Here is a 16,776-nt window from a genome sequence, read left to right as displayed (position 1 = left end):
CGCTATAAAAGATGTTTTTATGAATGGTTGCCCGGCTATCCTTTCGTGAACAGGACGGCTTTGGCAGTTGGTTTGCCGACCCGCGGGTCGCGGCGGGTCACCAGTTCGCAAAGGGCGATAGCGGCTGCTTCAAAATCTTCATGGCCGTCTTTCAATTGCAGCCAATTGGGTTCAAAAACCTCCGCGCCAAAATCGAAATCAGTGAAAGCAGGAATGGCCGATTTCAGACTGGCGTGATCTTCACGCCGGGCGGCGATCCAAATGCCATTAAGCTGGGGATTTTTAGCGACCTTGCGGAAGATCAAAACGATCTTGCCTTCAAAATAAATATAGTGCATGCCGATAGCGGGTTTGACCACTACATTTACTGGCAGGTAGTCCAGCAAAAAATCAAACGGCATCGGTTTTTTCATTGCAACAAAGATGAATGAACGCTGTTATCAAATCATGGCAAAGATATTTATTACCGGTTCAGCTGATGGCTTAGGCCTGCTGGCGGCAAAAGCATTAGTAAAACAAGGGCACGAAGTCGTCCTTCATGCGCGCAGTGAAATACGCGGACAAGAAGCTTTGCAACAAGCCCCCGGTGCCAAGGAGGTGCTGATCGCCGATCTGTCGGATATCGAGGAAGTTAAAGCGCTGGCAGCAAAAGCCAACGCTTTAGGTACTTTCGACGCGGTGATCCACAATGCCGGTGTGTATCAAGCAAGTGCGCAGCAATTGTTACATGTCAATACATTAGCTCCCTATAGCCTTACAGCGCTGATGCACCGACCCCAAAGATTGATCTATTTGAGTTCGGGTATGCATTTATCCGGCCAGCCGGATTGGACGGAGCGGCCGTCTTATTCGGATACGAAGCTTCATATGCTGATGCTGGCGAAGGCACTGGCCAGAAAATGGCCGGAGGTTTATGCCAATGCGGTCGATCCGGGTTGGGTGCCGACGAAGATGGGCGGCAAAGGCGCCCCCGATAATCTGCAAAAAGGTTATGAAACGCAGGTTTGGCTCGCTACCAGCGACGATCAGGCAACGCAGGTAAGCGGGCAGTATTTTCACCATCAGCAACAGGCGCGGTACAATCATGCCGCGTACGATGTTACAGCGCAGGATCACTTACTGGCCGAATGTGCGCGATTGACCGGCGTTGCGTTTTAGTTCTTCAGGAAAGGTTCCAAAGGCCCGATAAAGCGGTCAAAGGCTTCGATGTGCGGCAGGTGTCCCACGCCGTCGATGAGGACCAGTTGTGAACCGGGGATCTGCTGTTGTGCTGCTTTAGCGATTTTGGGATAATTGCCCATTTGTGCTTTCACCGCCGGGTCTTTGACCAGGTCCCTATTGATCGCGGTTTTGTCCAGGCTGCCAATGATCAGCAGTGTCGGCGCTTTGATCAGGTTCAGTTCATAAATCACCGGCTGGGTAAAGATCATGTCGGACGTAAGCGCATTATTCATCGCCACTACGGGGTATTGCGGGTCGCCGACAGCGGCTGTTTGCAGTTTGACCCATTCATCATATTCAGGTTTCCAGCTGCCGTGGTAATAGTTTTCCTGCTGGTATTTTTTGGCTGAGGCGAAATCGGTTTTCAATTCTTTTTGGTAATTGGAATCAATCGATGCGTAAGGCGCCATGCGTTTCCAATCTTCCAATCCGAGCGGATCTTCCAGTATGAGTTTAGCAACTATCTCCGGATACATTAAGGTGAAACGCATGGAGAGCATGCCACCCATCGAATGACCGAGTAAGAAGATTTTCTTGATACCCAATTTATCCAGCAGCGCTTTGGTATTAATAGCCAGTTGCTGAAAGGTGAACTGGTAACCTACCGGCTTGGATGATTTGCCAAAGCCGATCTGGTCGGGTGCGATCACCCGGTAGCCTTCTTCGCTCAGCGCCGCTATCGTCGTTTTCCAGTAAGCACCACCAAAGTTTTTGCCGTGGAGAAGTACGACCACCTGACCATTCGGACGTTGCGGCTTAACATCCATATAGGCCATCTTTAGTTGCTGGTGCTGACTATTCAGCTCCAGGTAACTAACGAGATAAGGATACTCGTAAGTACTTAACATGATATTCTGCTGGGCCAGGGCCGTCGAGGAGATCAGGAGTAAAAGGCAAAGCAAACGTTTCATAAAGCAATAAGGAATGAACTCCAAAATCGTTTGAGTTAATAAATTCAATTAATTACTAAAATATTTAGTAATTTTGTTCGTTTAGGATTTATTATGTGCGGAAGCGTTTTAGTAGGCGAACAGAAAGATATCGTGATCACGGGCCGGGATGGCCGGCAGTTCAAGCCCAAGCCGAACAGCACCGGCAACCCGGGCAGTATGCTGACGGTGGTGACGGATGCGCTGCCGGATAAGGTGCAGCAGTACCGTTAGGGACTGTTAAACAGCCGATGATGAGAAGATCCATGCAAGACACAAACATGCGAAAATTGAAAATTTGCATACCGTTTGGCGTCAGCAGTTGAGCAGGAAGCATTGCGTCATCCGTATCCAGGCTTTTTTTGAATACAACAAGGAGCAAAAGAAATCTTACCGCATCGAGCGCGCCGATGGGAAGCCGTTCTATATTACCGGGCTTTGGGATATCTGGATGGATATAGATACGAACGTGTTATTGCCAACCTGTTTGATGATCACCATGCCGCCGAACCGGGCGATGGCCGAGATCCATGACCGGATGCCGGCGATCCTGGAGCGCGGCGATGTGAAGACCTGGCTGAATGGCAACCTGACCGGGCAGCAGCGCACGGCTTATTGACAGAGCCATCCTTGTTTGCCGGAAACACTCAAGATCACGGTGGAGAAGGAATATTAAGCTTACCGTACCAATTGCAGCGTAGCCGGATCTTTATGGCCGTCAAAGAGTTTTTTGAGCACCTTGTCGAATACCGAATCATTACCCTCCACAAGTGTGAACAGTGTCATCGATGAACGGAGCTTCAGGTCGTCGGGACTGCCCATGACCTGAGTAGCATTGTTGCCAGGTAGTTGCAGTAGCGCCGCAGCAATTTCCTTTAAACGTTTTCCAAGTACTGGATGCGCTAAGTAATCCGTTGCTTCAGCCAAATCTTTGATCGCGTAGCGTTTCGCCATATCGCTATAACCCAACCCATCGATCTGCGGAAAGATGTACCACATCCAGTGGCTGCGTTTGCGGCCGGCTTTGATCTCGCTCAGGGCTGTTGCATAATCCCGCTGCTGGGCTTCCAAAAAACGTTTCAACTCGCTCATGGTTTTTTCTTTCGTCCGGCCGGCACTTCTTCCGGGTGGTGTTCAAAATGGATACGGGCCTGCTTGAGGCCGGTGGCGATCGCTTCGCCTTCATTATGCGTCGTCTTTAATACCTCGTTAGCGATCTCGACCGCTTTGTCGCGCAGGTATTTGGGTTGGTTCTTATACGATGGCGGGTATTCTCCTTTTGGCCAGGGCATGGTTTCCTCCTTTTTAAGGAAGAACGCATTGCCCCAGACTTTGTTTAGTTAAGCCAGCGACATCCCACCATCCATGACTACTTCGGCTCCGGTAATGAAGCTGGCCGCATCGCCGCAAAAATAGGCCACCATCCGGCCGACGTCATCTGCGGTACCGATCTTTTTCAGCGGGATCCTTTCGATCATCCAGTCATCCAGCCCTTTGCGGGCGGTCTCGTCCAGGCCCAGTTTGTTCAGGATCTCGGTTTTCGTCGGCCCCGGGCTGACGGCATTGACCCGGATACGGCGTGGTGCCAGTTCCAGTGCCGCGATCCTCATCACGGCGTTCAGCGCCGCTTTCCCGGAAGAGTAAACCGAAGAATTGACCCCGTTCATACTGGCGGTGTTGGAGGATAGTAATACGACCGAAGCGCCATCGTTGAGCAGGGGAATGAATTTGCTGAGGGTAAAATATGCGCCCTTAAAATTAATATCGAAAACGCCGTCAAAAAGTTCCTCTGTGGTTTCGGCGATGGCGGCTGTGCCGACGATGCCGGCATTGATGAACAGGATATCGATCTTCTCGAATTTCGCGCTGACCTGGTGTGCGAGTGCTGCTATTTGTGCGACGCTGGACTGATCAGCTATCAGGCCAGTGACGCCTAATTCCACAGCTGCCTTGTCTACCGCTTCCTGGCGGCGTCCTGTGATGATGACGGTAGCACCCTGTGCTTTTAATTCCATGGCAGTCGCATAGCCGATGCCGCTGTTACCCCCGGTAACCAGAGCTATTTTGTTTTTTAGTGTTTCCATGCCGCAAATCTATCGTGGAATTGGTATAAATTTGTTACCAGTATCACCGAGTATACCAATATGACGAAACAGGAAAAGGCGGCGGCGATCTTATCGGACCCGCGCAACCAACGGGAAGAGGTTCAGGCTCTGCAGGACACGATCTATGTTATTGGCGGGAAGTGGAAGCTCCCATCATCAATTCATTATGTAACGGGAATAAGCGGTTCCGCGATATTGAAAGGAGTATCCCCGGCATTACGACCCGCATGCTTTCACGCGAGCTCAAAGAAATGGAAGCGAATCAATTGCTGAAGCGCACCGTGACTGCAGATACGCCGGTGTCGGTCGAGTATACCGTGACCGATTATTGCCAGAGTTTTGGTGAAATTATCCTGGAAATGATCAAATGGGTAAGCAGCACCGGGAAAAGATCAGGGGGGAACACTCCGCTTAAACCGCGATCTTTAGATCTTCCAGGTAAGGCAGCACAAAAAGCGTATGCTCAAATGCGCGGAAATGGATGATCAGCTGGCTGCGGTTATCGAAGAATACCTCCACGTAGAAATTTTCAACATTATACAGTTTGATATAACAGTGCTCATTCGACCGCGTCGCCAGGAATGTCCCGGTTAAAACAGCTTCTGTTTTTTCGGTATAGCTAAGGGTTCTGAATTCATCCGAGGTCATCATGCAGTCATGTTTTAGCCTGTTCATCAAAGCTTTACAAAGACTGTGCCGTATCACTTCCCGGGCATCTTGCCGCATACAGCCACCGGCTTGGGTTTGATAGTTTCGGCGCGGGGATCGTTATTGCATTTACCCAGCAGCATATAGATCACCACAAAGATCACTACAGTGGACAGACAGCCGCTGCCCAGTTTTTTGGCGCCCCAGGCGGCAATGATTCCACGAAAAAAATTATTCATTATCTGGTGTTTTAATATGCTTTGATAGGTTGTCAACAAAGCCGAGGCTAAATAGTTCGGTATGGGTAACTAAACATACCGGCGTTTCAGGCGTTAATCCTGTATGAAAATAAAAACCTGGGAGATCGGCCTCGCTACCGGCCTCGCTGCTGCGACCGTTGCCGTATTATTAAATTCCTGTGTCACTATTCCAAAAGGCGCTAAAGCCGTAAGGCCCTTCGATCAGCACCGCTACCTGGGTACCTGGTACGAGATAGCGCGTATGGATTTTAAATTCGAAAAGAACCTGTCCGACGTGAGCGCGACCTATTCGCTGAACGCAGACGGTACGATCCGGGTGGATAATAAAGGCTATAACTATGTCCAGCAAAAATGGAAAGAAAGCATCGGTAAAGCGAAGCCGGCCGAAGATGCCGGAACAGGCCGCCTGAAGGTATCCTTCTTTGGACCGTTCTATGCCGGTTATAATGTGATCGCAGTAGATCCGGATTACCGTTACGCCCTGGTGGCCGGCAATAAACTGAACTATTTATGGTTGTTGTCCCGAGAAAAAAGTATCACGCCGGCCATTCAGAGCGCTTACCTTAAGCAGGCGCAGGGCTTAGGTTACGATTTCTCCAAACTGGTGTGGACAAAGCATGAACATTAAAGGTTTTCAGCAAACCATCCGGCTGTTCTGTTGTTGAAAGCACATGCAAAACGAATACAACAAAACCCGCTATAACGACACCGAGCTGCAGGAATTTCAGCAGCTCATAGAAAATAAAATAAAAATTGCCCGGGAAGAACTGGGCGAATTGACCGGTGCCTTGAGCTCATCGAACAGCAATGGCGATGATGCGGCCATTGCGGGTAAAACGCTGGAGGACGGTTCGGCGACCTATGAAAAGGAACAAACCAACCAATTGGCAGCCCGTCAGAAAAAGTTCATCGAACAACTGGAAGCCGCGCTGGTCCGCATCCAAAATAAAACTTATGGTATTTGCAAGGTGACAGGAACACTGATTCCGGCAGAACGCCTGCGCGCCGTGCCGCATACGACCATGAGCATGGCCGCCAAACTAAAACAGGCGTCCTGATTATTTTGACCTCATGTCCGTTAAGCCTGATATCGCCAAAGCGATCCTGCAAAGCGCCGCAGAACGCGGTGCTTTGAAAACGACCTGCCCTTCCGAGATTGCCCGGGCGCTTTTTCCGTCGGAATGGCGTAGCCACATGGACGAAGTGCGCGGCGTAGCTTTTCAATTACAGGAGAAAGGACAGGTGGTGATTACCCAAAAAGGGATGCCCGTTACCGGCGAACCGGTGAAAGGACCAATTCGTATCGGACTTAAACTATAAGTCTATGTTTTCCCGGATCGCATTCAGCAGTTTTATAAGGATTGTTGTGATTAATAATTTAAAACAAATCCGGCGCCGGCCCGCTTATGACAGCATGCATCGTTATGAACAGATCAACCAATTCTTAAATGCCTCGGCGTTCTTTTATACGATCGCGATCGGTATGGACAGCGTTTATACCTATGTGAGCCCGAACTATGACCGGAACTTTAGTTTCGGCAAGGGTACGTTGCGCGGACAGCATTTTTCGGTTACGCTCCATCCGGAAGATGTACGCCTCTGTGAAGCCGCCGGCCCGCAATGTTTCCAGGACCCCGGCCGCCTCTTTCCCGTCACTTTACGTAAACATGATGGCCAGGGCGGGTTCGTGACCACCCAATGGCAAATGCAGGCGATGCTGGATAAGCAGGGTTTGCCCCAGGATATTTTCTGCATAGGTTATAATATTACCGAGTTTGTAGACATCAAAACGAAACTGAACCTGGCCGAAACGCACCTGGACGAGATCAGCTTTATCCAGTCTCATGGGGTACGGAAGCCACTCGCCAATATCATGGGCCTTACCAAATTATTACGCAGCGCAGAAAGTGAGGCCGAGCGTGAGGAACTGATGAATATGCTGGCCCTGAGCGCCGATGAGTTCGACCAGATCATTCAGGAAACATCCGCAAAAGGCACCGCTTAAACAATGCGGTTGTTAAACAGTTATGTAAGTATGGCAAATTACCCGATCACGATCAGTGTCGATAAAGCAATGCATCATTTCGAGGTGGGCGAATATCCCCACCATAATGAGGAGCAGTGCAAGTATAAAGTATTTGAGAATGGCGTGTATGTCGCCAGCTTTGAGCCGGATGCGCAGGACTTTCTGCATGTCTGCCAGAACCCCGGTGAGATTAATGAAGAAGTACTGCACTTACTGGCCGACCAAATTGAAGGGCACCACCCGCATGGCATCAATGATAACATTAGAAAATTAAAGCTATGAGAAGTATCTGGACCGGTTCGATCGGCTTTGGCCTGGTGAGCATCCCCATTAAACTATTTTCGGCCGTGCAGGAAACCCGGCTTGACCTGGACATGCTGGACAGCCGCGACCACGCGCATATCAAGTTCCAGCGGGTGAACGAGAACACGAAGAAAGAAGTTCCTTATGATAAGATCGTTAAGGGTTATAAATATGATGAGGACTATGTGATCATCGAGGATGCAGACTTCGAGGCCGCGGCGCCGGAGAAGAGTAAAGTGATCGAGATCGAAAGCTTCGTAGATGTAGCGTCGGTCAACCCGATGTATTATGAAACTTCGTATTATACCGAACCGGCGACCAAGAAAAATAAGGCCTATGCATTGCTGCTTGCCGCTTTGAAGAAATCCGGTAAAGCAGGCCTGGCGCGCTTCGTACTGCGCAGCACGGAGAGTTTGTGTATCGTGCACCCGGTAGAAAATGATATCGTGGTCACCCGTATCCGTTTCGCCCAGCAGATCCGCAGCCAGGAAGACCTTAACCTGGATGAGGATATCAAAGTCAGCGATAAGGAACTAAAAATGGGCCTGGCGCTGATCGAACAGTACGCCGAACCGCTGGACCTGTCCAAATATAAGGATGAGTACCATACGGAACTGATGAATATTATTGAGCAGAAAGCTAAAGGCAAACGCCCGACCATCAAGAAATTAAAACCGAAAGCGGCCAAGGGTGATGATCTGTACGATCAGCTGATGAGCAGTTTAAAAGTAAAAAAAGGCGCCTGATGATCAATCCTGTACAAACGACGATCCCGCAGCCGGATGGTAGCGACCGTTATGTGATCATTGAGCCGGTCCTGGAAAAGAATGGCGATCAGGGCCTGCGGTCAACCGGTGTGTTCAAGGTAATAAAGACGCTTTTGGCGACGAAACGCATTTATTTACCGAGCCGGTAGAAAGCGAGGAACATGCTGCACTGCCGGACGAACAAAACCCGGACTACCTCGGGAAATTTGTCTTTAAGCAGGGTGAATTGCAGCATTTTGAAGGCGATGTCCTTAGCCATGCCGAGCAAGCCTGGTTAGCGGTTTTTATCGATAGCTACCAGGAGCCGAATATTTAATCAATCATAAAAGCACTTATGCCTGAAATACCCGATCTGAATATATTTTGTACCAACCTCGCTGAGCGGCTGGTCGGGAAAAAGCTAAAAGATATCCGTATCCTCATTGACCGGAGGCTGAAACTGCCGGAAGCGGACTTCAAAACAGCGCTGGAAGCACACAAGCTGGTAGCGATCAACCGGGTCGGTAAGCAATTGTATTTCGAGTTTGCGAATAAGCATGTGTTAAGCCTGCAATTGATGCTCTACGGGTCGATGCATTGGTACGAGGGCAAGAACGACAACAAGTTCACGATAGCGGAGCTGCAGTTTTCGGACGGTATCGGTTTGGCCATTACCGACTGGCAAAAGGCGGTGATCTTATCCCTTGACCCGGAAGTTTCCAAAGTACCTGACGCGCTGCATTTGCCTGTCGGCTACCTCGTAAAGGCGTTAAAAGGGAAGAACAAACCCATCAAAACCGTACTGCAGGAGGGAAAGGTCGTGCAGGGCATTGGTAACGCTTATGTGGACGAGATCCTTTATGCAGCGAATTTATCGCCATTCTCCATTGCTGCTAAAATACCGGAAAAGAAGATCGGCGTCCTGACCAAAGCAATTGAAGAAGTACTGGTAGAAGCGGAAGCCCATATCCGCAAGAACTTCCCCGATACCATTACCGAAAAGGAACGGGATTTTCTCAAGGTGCATCTGCCTAAGCATAAGGTCACACCCAAGGGCGAGCCTATCATTGTTGCCGAGATCGCCAGCCGGAAAACGTATTATACGGAAGGTCAGGAGTTGTTCGAATAGGTGCGATCCTTATGCCCACCACTTTAACGGGAATTCGATCTTGTTCACGGAGCCAACGACGAGGTTGGGCCGGTAGCCATACTTGATCAGTTCTTCCTCGTCCGCAATCCCGGAAAGGACGAGTATCGTTTTGAACCCCATATAGATCCCCCCAATGATATCCGTTTCCATGGTGTCGCCGATAACGGTGACCTGTTCCGGCCGCAGGTCCATATAAGCTGCGGCCGAGCGCATCATCACCGGGCTGGGCTTACCGATCACGAATGGTTCGCGTCCCGTAGCTTCTTCGATCATCGCGGCCGTAGCGGCAATCCCCAGGTTGTTCCAGCCTTCGCGCCGTGGTGAAGGGTCGCGGTTCGTAGCGATGAACCGCGCCCCGGCCAGGATCATATCGACCGCCTGGTGAACCTTATCGAGACTGAATTCCAGGCCCTCACCCAGGACGACCAGGTCCGGTTTTTTGTCGACCATACGGATGCCGGCGTTTTTGATACTCTTCAATAAGCCCCCTTCGCCCAGCACATGGACGCTGCAGTCCGGGTAATGTTCGGTCAGAAAAGTAGCCGTTGCCATGGCGCTGGTATAGATATGTTTTTCAGTGACCTTTATGCCCAAAGTCGCGAGTTTTTCAACGGCATCGGCGCGACTCTTGGAACTATTGTTGGACAAGAAGGTGAATGGTATCTTATCTTTCAGCAGCCGTTTTATAAAAACATCCGCGCCCTTGATGAGTTCTTCACCGGCGTAGATCACGCCATCCATATCGATCATTAAGCCATGCTTTGTTTGAATTCCCATGTTGTTACTACAATGTCAGCCCCGGATTGTTAGTTCAGGTGTTTGGCCAGGTAGGGCGCGGTCCGGCTGGAGCTGTGCCGGGCAATGGCCGGAGGTGTCCCGGAGGCGACGATTATGCCCCCGTCTTCACCCGCGCCCGGCCCGATATCGATCACCCAGTCGCTGGCTGCGATAACGCTCATATCATGCTCCACCAGGATCACGGTGTTGCCGGCATCTACCAGGCGGTTCAGTTGCAGCATCAGCCGTTCGACATCCGAGGGATGCAGGCCAGTGGTGGGTTCGTCCAGGATATAAAGAGTTTGCCCGTGCTGTGCGCGCTGCAGTTCAGTGGCCAACTTGATGCGCTGCGCCTCGCCGCCGGAAAGTTCGGTCGCCGGCTGACCTAAGCGCAGATAGCCGAGTCCTACTTCGCGGACGACCTCCAGCGCGCGGCTGATGGCAGGTTCTTCATCAAAGAAATTGGCCGCCTCGTCTACGGTCAGGCCTAACACTTCAGCGATATTTTTTTCCTTATAAGCCACGGCCAGGGTTTGGGGATTATAACGGGTACCGACGCAGGTCGGGCAGGGCGTGTAAACACTGGGCAGAAACAGCAGTTCGACCATCACAAAACCTTCTCCTTCGCAATGCGGGCAGCGGCCTTTGGCCACGTTAAAAGAAAAGCGGCCGGCATCATACTTTTTAGTTTTGGCCATGGGTGTTGCCGCGAAGAGTTTGCGCACATGGTCGAACAGTCCGGTGTAGGTGGCCAAGTTGGAACGCGGTGTGCGGCCGATGGGCTTTTGGTCGACTACGACCAGCCGTTTTAGTTGATCCACACCCGCGGTAATGCGTCCCCCAAGCGTTTGGACTTCGGTTTGTTCTAGCGGATCCGCATCGGTTTCATCGGTGATATCCACCTGCACGCCTAAATGTTCGGCGACCAGTTCCACCAGCACCTGGCTGACCAGGCTGCTTTTACCGGAACCAGATACGCCGGTCACGCTGGTCAGCACACCAAGGGGAAATTCTGCATTTAACTGGTTGAGGTTATTGCGGGTGACGCCTTCCAGCTTTAACCAGCCTTTGGGTTCCCGTGGATCGTTAGCTGGTTTGGCTGCCTCTCCGTAGATATAATGCCGGGTCAGCGAAGCTTCCACCTTTTTTAAACCTTCGGGCAAACCGCTATACAGGATGTGGCCGCCTTTTTCACCGGGTGCGGGGCCGACATCGACAATCCAGTCGGCATGGCGGATGACATCGATCTCGTGTTCGACGACGAACAGTGAATTGCCGGACGCCTTTAACTTATCCAGCGCCCGGAGCAAAGCCTCCGTATCGGCCGGGTGCAGACCCGCTGAAGGTTCATCCAACACATAAACCACACCGAATAGATTAGAGCGCACTTGGGTGGCCAGTCTTAACCGCTGCAGCTCACCCGGCGATAAGGTCGGCGTGCTACGCTCTATGGTCAGGTAACCCAGACCGAGGTCCAGCATGACCTGCAGCCGCGCCAGGAAATCCTCGGCGATACGTTTGGCGACGATCACTTTTTCCGGATTTTTTGCTTCCAGCTTTTTCAGTGCCGGTGCATCCCCCTTGGCATAGCGCTGGAAGATCGTAGCCAGCTTGTTCAGCGCCAGGCCGGGCAGCTCGGCAATATCATAACCGGCAAATTTAATGCTCAGTGATTCCTGCTTCAGCCTTTTGCCCTGGCACAAAGGGCATTCGCTGCTCAGCATGTAATGGCTTACCCTTTTTTTCATCAGCGCGCTTTGCGAATTAGCAAACGTATGGCGAACATAGCGGCGGGCATCGGTAAAGGTGCCCATATAATCCGGCTGACGCTTGTTTTTGATGAACCGCTGGATTTCTTCATGATTGTACCCTGAATAGACCGGTACGACCGGCTGCTCTTCGGTGAACAGGATCCAGTTGCGGTCTTTTTGGGGAATATCCTTCCAGGGAATATCGATGTCGTATCCCAGGGTCGTCAGAATGTCGCGCTGGTTCTGCCCCTGCCAGGCCGAGGGCCAGGCGGCAATAGCCTTTTCCCGGATGGTCAAATTGTCATCCGGCACCATGGTTTGTTCCGTGATCTCATAAACCCTTCCTAGCCCGTGGCACTCCGGACAGGCACCTTCAGGTGTATTGGGTGAAAAGGATTCTGCGTAAATAATTTCCTGACCTGCGGGGTAATCGCCCGCGCGGGAGTATAACATGCGGAGCAGGTTCGATAAGGTGGTGACACTACCGACCGAGGAACGGGTGCTGGCCGAACCGCGCTGCTGCTGCAAAGCCACGGCAGGCGGCAATCCCTCAATCTCATCCACTTCGGGGATAGCCATCTGGTTGAACAGGCGGCGGGCATAGGGAGACACTGATTCGAGGTAGCGGCGCTGCGCTTCGGCGTATAAGGTGCCGAATGCCAGGGAGGATTTGCCCGAGCCGGAGATACCGGTAAACACGACGAGCGCATCCCGCGGAATTTCCAGGCTGACGTTTTTGAGGTTATGTTCCCGAGCACCTTTAACTTTTACCAACCCTTTAAATTCCATGCCTTTGCTAACAGGTGCCCGGCGCCATTGTTTTTATGTTTTCCGGCAACAGTTTAGCTGCTTAGCTGTTGACCTTAAAAAGACCATCATGGCTGAACTACCCGACCTGACCGTATTCGCGCAGATCCTGACCAGGAGATTTAAAGGTAAAGTGCTGGCACATGTAGAGTTGACCGTGACTAAAAAACTCAATGTTACCGTAGCGGAACTGAAGTCAGCGCTGGAAGGTCGCGAGCTTTCCGGTGTTTCCCGTGAGGGCAAGACCCTGCAGTTTCATTTTGCGGGCGGCCAGGTCTTAGGTCTGCACCTGATGCTCCGGGGCGAAGTGATCAGTTTGGACAGTGACGAAGTACCTCGCTTTCAGATCATAGCCTTTCATTTCAAGGGTGGCGGAGGCTTTGCGGTCGTTGACCTGCAAAAAGCAGCCACACCGACTTTGCAGCCCAAACCGGCGGAAACACCGGATGCCCTGCAATTGGAAAAGGACACTTTTATCAATTTATTAGCAAAAAAACGCTCGGTCATTAAAACCCTGCTGATGGACCCAAAAGTGATGCGCGGGATCGGCAATTCTTATGCCGACGAAATTCTTTACCATGCGCATATTTCGCCGTTTAGTATTGCCAATGCCATTCCGGACAAAGCCGCGCTCCGGCTTTTTAAAAGTATCCGGGTGGTATTAGAAAAGGCGATTGCGGATATTGCTGAAGCGAATGGTGATGAACTTACCGGCGAACTGCGCGATTTTATGGCTATCCATAACCCGGCGATAAAAAAGACGGCGAGGGGAGAAGAGATTTTAAAAGATAAGATCGGCGGACGGACGACTTACTATACCAAGGTGCAGGAACTATTTGTCTGAAGCGCTAAGCTTTACGGAATAAGCCTTGCTTCCTTTAATTGTGCAAACAAGTCATAAAAGCTATCTTCTGTATCCTGATAAACGGTAAAGCCGAATTTGCGGCTTTTGGACATATCGGTCATCACTTCTATGGGCCTGCCGAGATCCAGGTCGGTATGCCACGGACTGGCGAGGCGGCTAAGTTCGGCTTCTTCCAAATTATACTTTTGCGCGATATTTTTCCAGATGTCGCTATCGTTCGCCATGGTTTGCTCTAAGGGATGAATGGTGCCGTCAAAACCTTGCGGTTCAATCGCAAAATACCGCGCCAACCGGTTCCATAAGCGGCTCCAGCGGAAGACATCGCCATTGACGATATTGAACGCTTGGTTACTGGCGGCATCGTTAGTCGATGCCCACATGAGTTGCGCGGCCAGTATCCTTGCGTCGGTCACATCGGATAAGCCGTTCCATTGGGCGGCAGAACCGGGAAAGATAAGAGGGCGGCCGGTTTCTTTGCAAATTGTTGCATAGACCGCCAGGGTTGTGCCGAGGTTCATCGCGTTACCCACGGCCTGGCCGATGACTGTATGCGGGCGGTGGATGCTCCAGCTAAAGCCGTCGCGTTCGGCGGCTGCATAGACCTCGTCCTCCTGGGCATAATAAAAATTCTCGATGGTCAGTCGCGGATGTTCTTCCCGCAGTGGGGTTTCCGGTAGAAAGCCTTCTTGTGCGTAAGCCTCGAACGGGCCTAAATAATGTTTCAGGCCGGTAACCAGCGCGACGTGCTGAACCGATCTTTTTGGAGAAAGCGCGTTGAGCAGATTGCGGATCATCAGGCTGTTCACCCGAATGTTCTCCGCCTCCGTATCATTTCGCATCCAGGTGGTGATGTAGACATGTGTCGGCGAAACAGCGGCTAAGGCCGACTGCAAGCTTGCTATATTTAAGAGGTCTGCCGCGACCGGGTTTAAACCCTCGATCGGTGCCGGATTCCGGGCCAGGCCGTATGTTTCCCAGCCTTGCGCGATGAGTTGTTTGGCGAGGTTGCTGCCGGCAATGCCGCTGGCACCGACGACTAAAGCGATATTGCCCATTACCCAGCCTGTTGCGCCAAAAAACTGATCAGGTTCTCTTCCAATAATTCCGTATTATAGTCGGACTCCGTTGCCAATACATTAACCGTCAGTTCTACATCGGTCACGGTAATATTCAGCGCCGGTCCTTCGATCACTTCGGGAAAAGACACGTTGATCTCATCGAATACATGCGCGTATTCGATAGCAAGGTTGGAACCCAGTTTATCATTAATATAGTCCGCGAAACCTGTTTTTAATACGTCAAACAGCTTTTCCGCGCTGAGTGGCTGCACATTTTTGATTGTTGCCATAGACTATACAAGCGTTGGGTGTTAATTAAGTTTTATATAGGGCAAGGTATATTTCCTAAAACGACTACTTATGAAAACAAAGTGTCGGCTGTGGCTTAATAACAGCGGCGCATTGACTGACTCCAAATTACGCTTGATTTCTATTGTGGTGCAAAGCAGCGTGTTAAGGATTAAAAGGCTTGGCCGGCCGATCACGGGCGGTTTATTGCAGTAGTGCTTACCCATACCCGATTATGCCCAAAAAATTATTGATCATTGAAGATGATCTGGATATTCAAGCGGTTCTTTACTACATTTTTGTGGAAGAAGGCTACGAGGTCGAACTTTCAGAGAACGGTGATGCCGCGGGGGATATGGCCGAGCCTTTCCCGGACCTGATCTTAATGGATGTCCAGCTTAAAGGCGCGTTAAAGAACGGGGATGCGGTCTGTCTGCTCTTGAAATCGGTTGCCGCTACCCATGACCTGCCGGTTATCCTTTTGTCGGCCGAATGCGACCTGAACCTCATCTGTAAGGCTTGTGGTGCGGACGGTTTTTTGTGCAAGCCTTTTGATGTGGCCAGACTGACCGGCTTGGTAGCTGAGCTGATCGGAAAGGCTGGCGCCTAAGTATAGTTCGTCTTTGCTCAAACATAAAACGGTTTGAGTGCTTGTTCAATTACATATTACACTACCTTTTCCCCGCTAACCGGTCCGGGGATTGGATCACCACCCCACCAGCCCGTAAAAAACTGATCATGCGGGACACTCAAAATTTTGTTTTAGCCATCAATGCCGGTTCGTCCAGCGTGAAGTTCGCGCTTTATCAGTTGGGAGCCGAAGAAACTTTGCTCTTTTCCGGGAACACGGCCGATCTGCCGGCAGACCAGGATCTGATAGACTGGTTGCGGCAGCAGCCCGGTATCGGTCAGCTTTCCGCCATCGCGCACCGGGTTGTCCATGGCATGGCACATACGCAGCCAGAAATGATCACACCGGCACTCATTGCGGAACTCAAAACCTATGTCAGTTATGATCCGGAACATATGCCCGCTGAAATTAAACTGATCGAAGAATTTGTTGCCGCATTTCACGAAGTTAAACAAATGGCCTGCTTTGATACGATGTTTCATCAGACGATGCCGGCGGTGGCTACAACCATTGCTATCCCCGACAAATATCGCCAGCTGGGCTTACGCAGGTACGGGTTCCATGGTCTTTCTTATCAATACTTGTGCGAATATCTGGAACAGGTCAGTACAGCTATCCCACATGAAAATGTGGTAATAGCTCACCTGGGCAGCGGCGCCAGTGTGGCAGCCATCCAAAACGGGAAGAGCATGGATACCAGCATGGGTTTTACACCGGGTGCGGGATTGGTCATGAGTACGCGCTGCGGTGATATGGACCCCGGCGTAGCCGCCTACCTCTTCCGGCAAGTCAAATCAGATAGTGAACAATTCAACCACCTGGTCAACCATGAATCTGGCCTGCTGTCGGTTTCAGGAACCAGTCCGGATATCAAAGAGCTGCTAAAGATCCGGGAGCAGGATGACCGGGCCGCTGATGCGATCAACTTGTTTTGTTACCAAGTCAGCAAATATATCGGGGCTTATGCCGCAGCAATGGGCGGCATCGACACGCTTGTCTTTTCCGGCGGCATCGGCGAACACCTACCGGAAGTCCGCGGCCAGATCTGCCGCAAGCTGGGCTTCCTGGGCATCGAACTGGATAGCCGCCAGAATTTAATTAACGCCGAAGTTATTTCAACCGGCAAGACCCGAGTCTATGTGATACCCACCAACGAAGCCTTAATGATGGCCCGCTTAATTACGCGGGTTATACCAAACGATAATAAATAA

General features: G+C 51.1%; 25 protein-coding genes. 14 read left to right on the top strand and 11 right to left on the bottom strand.

Annotation, left to right across the window (positions count from 1 at the left end; genetic code table 11):
* Nucleotides 1-35: 35 nt before the first annotated feature.
* On the bottom strand, nt 36-413 hold the full coding sequence (locus QWZ01_RS22805) for a hypothetical protein (RefSeq protein WP_290327457.1): 378 nt from the start codon (nt 411-413) through the stop codon (nt 36-38).
* A 34-nt stretch (nt 414-447) separates the two neighbouring features.
* Here QWZ01_RS22805 and QWZ01_RS22800 point away from each other — a divergent pair, with 34 nt between their 5' ends.
* Complete coding sequence (locus QWZ01_RS22800; RefSeq protein ID WP_290327455.1) at nt 448-1,158, top strand: SDR family NAD(P)-dependent oxidoreductase; 711 nt, start codon at nt 448-450, stop codon at nt 1,156-1,158.
* Here QWZ01_RS22800 and QWZ01_RS22795 read toward each other — a convergent pair.
* Nucleotides 1,155-2,132, bottom strand: a complete 978-nt coding sequence (locus QWZ01_RS22795; protein WP_290327453.1) for an alpha/beta fold hydrolase — start codon at nt 2,130-2,132, stop codon at nt 1,155-1,157. The genes QWZ01_RS22800 and QWZ01_RS22795 overlap by 4 nt on opposite strands.
* A 280-nt stretch (nt 2,133-2,412) precedes the next feature.
* Between QWZ01_RS22795 and QWZ01_RS22790 the strand changes: the two genes are divergently transcribed.
* Nucleotides 2,413-2,769 (top strand): SOS response-associated peptidase family protein, encoded by a 357-nt coding sequence (locus tag QWZ01_RS22790; RefSeq protein WP_290327840.1) that lies wholly within the window; start codon nt 2,413-2,415, stop codon nt 2,767-2,769.
* Between the two features lie 59 nt (nt 2,770-2,828).
* On the opposite strand, the gene QWZ01_RS22785 is transcribed toward QWZ01_RS22790, so the two are convergent.
* The 3 genes from QWZ01_RS22785 to QWZ01_RS22775 are packed head-to-tail and all read right to left on the bottom strand — an operon-like array spanning nt 2,829 to nt 4,234.
* The gene (locus QWZ01_RS22785; protein ID WP_290327451.1) at nt 2,829-3,242 is read right to left on the bottom strand and encodes a DUF1810 domain-containing protein; all 414 of its coding nucleotides are present in this window, start codon (nt 3,240-3,242) and stop codon (nt 2,829-2,831) included.
* Nucleotides 3,239-3,442 (bottom strand): DUF2188 domain-containing protein, encoded by a 204-nt coding sequence (locus QWZ01_RS22780; RefSeq protein WP_290327449.1) that lies wholly within the window; start codon nt 3,440-3,442, stop codon nt 3,239-3,241. The genes QWZ01_RS22785 and QWZ01_RS22780 overlap by 4 nt, the downstream gene beginning before the upstream one ends.
* 48 nt (nt 3,443-3,490) lie before the next feature.
* The gene (locus tag QWZ01_RS22775) at nt 3,491-4,234 is read right to left on the bottom strand and encodes an SDR family oxidoreductase (RefSeq protein WP_290327447.1); all 744 of its coding nucleotides are present in this window, start codon (nt 4,232-4,234) and stop codon (nt 3,491-3,493) included.
* Nucleotides 4,235-4,395: 161 nt separating this feature from the next.
* Here QWZ01_RS22775 and QWZ01_RS22770 point away from each other — a divergent pair, with 161 nt between their 5' ends.
* Nucleotides 4,396-4,740: a winged helix-turn-helix transcriptional regulator gene (locus QWZ01_RS22770; protein ID WP_290327445.1), complete on the top strand. Its 345-nt coding sequence runs from the start codon at nt 4,396-4,398 to the stop codon at nt 4,738-4,740.
* Here the strand turns inward: QWZ01_RS22770 and QWZ01_RS22765 are convergent.
* Together QWZ01_RS22765 and QWZ01_RS22760 are read right to left on the bottom strand one after the other, a co-directional pair.
* Nucleotides 4,667-4,930, bottom strand: a complete 264-nt coding sequence (locus QWZ01_RS22765; RefSeq protein ID WP_290327846.1) for a hypothetical protein — start codon at nt 4,928-4,930, stop codon at nt 4,667-4,669. The genes QWZ01_RS22770 and QWZ01_RS22765 overlap by 74 nt on opposite strands.
* A gap of 26 nt (nt 4,931-4,956) precedes the next feature.
* Entirely contained in the window at nt 4,957-5,178 is a 222-nt protein-coding gene (locus tag QWZ01_RS22760) for a hypothetical protein (protein ID WP_290327443.1), read from the bottom strand.
* 67 nt (nt 5,179-5,245) lie between these two features.
* Here QWZ01_RS22760 and QWZ01_RS22755 point away from each other — a divergent pair, with 67 nt between their 5' ends.
* The 8 genes from QWZ01_RS22755 (at nt 5,246) to QWZ01_RS22720 (ending at nt 9,367) form a co-directional block, all read left to right on the top strand.
* Nucleotides 5,246-5,791: a lipocalin family protein gene (locus QWZ01_RS22755; RefSeq protein ID WP_290327441.1), complete on the top strand. Its 546-nt coding sequence runs from the start codon at nt 5,246-5,248 to the stop codon at nt 5,789-5,791.
* A gap of 43 nt (nt 5,792-5,834) precedes the next feature.
* Nucleotides 5,835-6,221 carry a TraR/DksA family transcriptional regulator gene (locus QWZ01_RS22750; RefSeq protein ID WP_290327440.1) on the top strand — a complete coding sequence of 129 codons (387 nt, stop codon included), beginning with the start codon at nt 5,835-5,837 and terminating at the stop codon, nt 6,219-6,221.
* A gap of 13 nt (nt 6,222-6,234) precedes the next feature.
* The gene (locus QWZ01_RS22745) at nt 6,235-6,483 is read left to right on the top strand and encodes a DUF3253 domain-containing protein (protein WP_290327438.1); all 249 of its coding nucleotides are present in this window, start codon (nt 6,235-6,237) and stop codon (nt 6,481-6,483) included.
* Nucleotides 6,484-6,487: 4 nt separating this feature from the next.
* Nucleotides 6,488-7,168: a PAS domain-containing protein gene (locus QWZ01_RS22740; RefSeq protein ID WP_353959432.1), complete on the top strand. Its 681-nt coding sequence runs from the start codon at nt 6,488-6,490 to the stop codon at nt 7,166-7,168.
* Nucleotides 7,169-7,198: 30 nt separating this feature from the next.
* Complete coding sequence (locus tag QWZ01_RS22735; RefSeq protein WP_290327435.1) at nt 7,199-7,471, top strand: hypothetical protein; 273 nt, start codon at nt 7,199-7,201, stop codon at nt 7,469-7,471.
* Nucleotides 7,468-8,238: a non-homologous end joining protein Ku gene (gene ku, locus QWZ01_RS22730; protein ID WP_243487523.1), complete on the top strand. Its 771-nt coding sequence runs from the start codon at nt 7,468-7,470 to the stop codon at nt 8,236-8,238. Before QWZ01_RS22735 ends, ku begins: the two co-directional genes overlap by 4 nt.
* Nucleotides 8,238-8,408, top strand: a complete 171-nt coding sequence (locus QWZ01_RS22725; protein ID WP_290327434.1) for a hypothetical protein — start codon at nt 8,238-8,240, stop codon at nt 8,406-8,408. The genes ku and QWZ01_RS22725 overlap by 1 nt, the downstream gene beginning before the upstream one ends.
* 185 nt (nt 8,409-8,593) lie before the next feature.
* A complete protein-coding gene (locus tag QWZ01_RS22720) occupies nt 8,594-9,367 on the top strand; it encodes a DNA-formamidopyrimidine glycosylase family protein (protein ID WP_290327433.1) in 774 nt (257 codons plus the stop codon).
* A 9-nt stretch (nt 9,368-9,376) separates the two neighbouring features.
* On the opposite strand, the gene QWZ01_RS22715 is transcribed toward QWZ01_RS22720, so the two are convergent.
* Both QWZ01_RS22715 and uvrA read right to left on the bottom strand, forming a co-directional pair.
* A complete protein-coding gene (locus QWZ01_RS22715) occupies nt 9,377-10,165 on the bottom strand; it encodes an HAD-IIA family hydrolase (RefSeq protein WP_290327432.1) in 789 nt (262 codons plus the stop codon).
* 29 nt (nt 10,166-10,194) lie between these two features.
* Nucleotides 10,195-12,705, bottom strand: a complete 2,511-nt coding sequence (gene uvrA, locus QWZ01_RS22710; protein ID WP_290327431.1) for an excinuclease ABC subunit UvrA — start codon at nt 12,703-12,705, stop codon at nt 10,195-10,197.
* Nucleotides 12,706-12,793: 88 nt separating this feature from the next.
* On the opposite strand from uvrA, the gene QWZ01_RS22705 reads away from it, so the two are divergent.
* On the top strand, nt 12,794-13,567 hold the full coding sequence (locus QWZ01_RS22705; RefSeq protein WP_290327429.1) for a DNA-formamidopyrimidine glycosylase family protein: 774 nt from the start codon (nt 12,794-12,796) through the stop codon (nt 13,565-13,567).
* An 11-nt stretch (nt 13,568-13,578) separates the two neighbouring features.
* On the opposite strand, the gene QWZ01_RS22700 is transcribed toward QWZ01_RS22705, so the two are convergent.
* Together QWZ01_RS22700 and QWZ01_RS22695 are read right to left on the bottom strand one after the other, a co-directional pair.
* Complete coding sequence (locus QWZ01_RS22700; RefSeq protein WP_290327427.1) at nt 13,579-14,643, bottom strand: SDR family oxidoreductase; 1,065 nt, start codon at nt 14,641-14,643, stop codon at nt 13,579-13,581.
* The gene (locus tag QWZ01_RS22695) at nt 14,643-14,936 is read right to left on the bottom strand and encodes a hypothetical protein (RefSeq protein ID WP_243487530.1); all 294 of its coding nucleotides are present in this window, start codon (nt 14,934-14,936) and stop codon (nt 14,643-14,645) included. Before QWZ01_RS22695 ends, QWZ01_RS22700 begins: the two co-directional genes overlap by 1 nt.
* A 233-nt stretch (nt 14,937-15,169) precedes the next feature.
* Here QWZ01_RS22695 and QWZ01_RS22690 point away from each other — a divergent pair, with 233 nt between their 5' ends.
* Together QWZ01_RS22690 and QWZ01_RS22685 are read left to right on the top strand one after the other, a co-directional pair.
* Complete coding sequence (locus tag QWZ01_RS22690; protein WP_290327425.1) at nt 15,170-15,544, top strand: response regulator transcription factor; 375 nt, start codon at nt 15,170-15,172, stop codon at nt 15,542-15,544.
* Between the two features lie 128 nt (nt 15,545-15,672).
* Nucleotides 15,673-16,776: an acetate/propionate family kinase gene (locus QWZ01_RS22685; RefSeq protein ID WP_290327423.1), complete on the top strand. Its 1,104-nt coding sequence runs from the start codon at nt 15,673-15,675 to the stop codon at nt 16,774-16,776.

Origin of the sequence: Mucilaginibacter aquaedulcis (assembly GCF_030409325.1) — a bacterium.
GTDB classification, from domain to species: Bacteria; Bacteroidota; Bacteroidia; order Sphingobacteriales; family Sphingobacteriaceae; genus Mucilaginibacter; species Mucilaginibacter aquaedulcis.
This window is presented reverse-complemented; position numbering and strand designations above follow the sequence as displayed.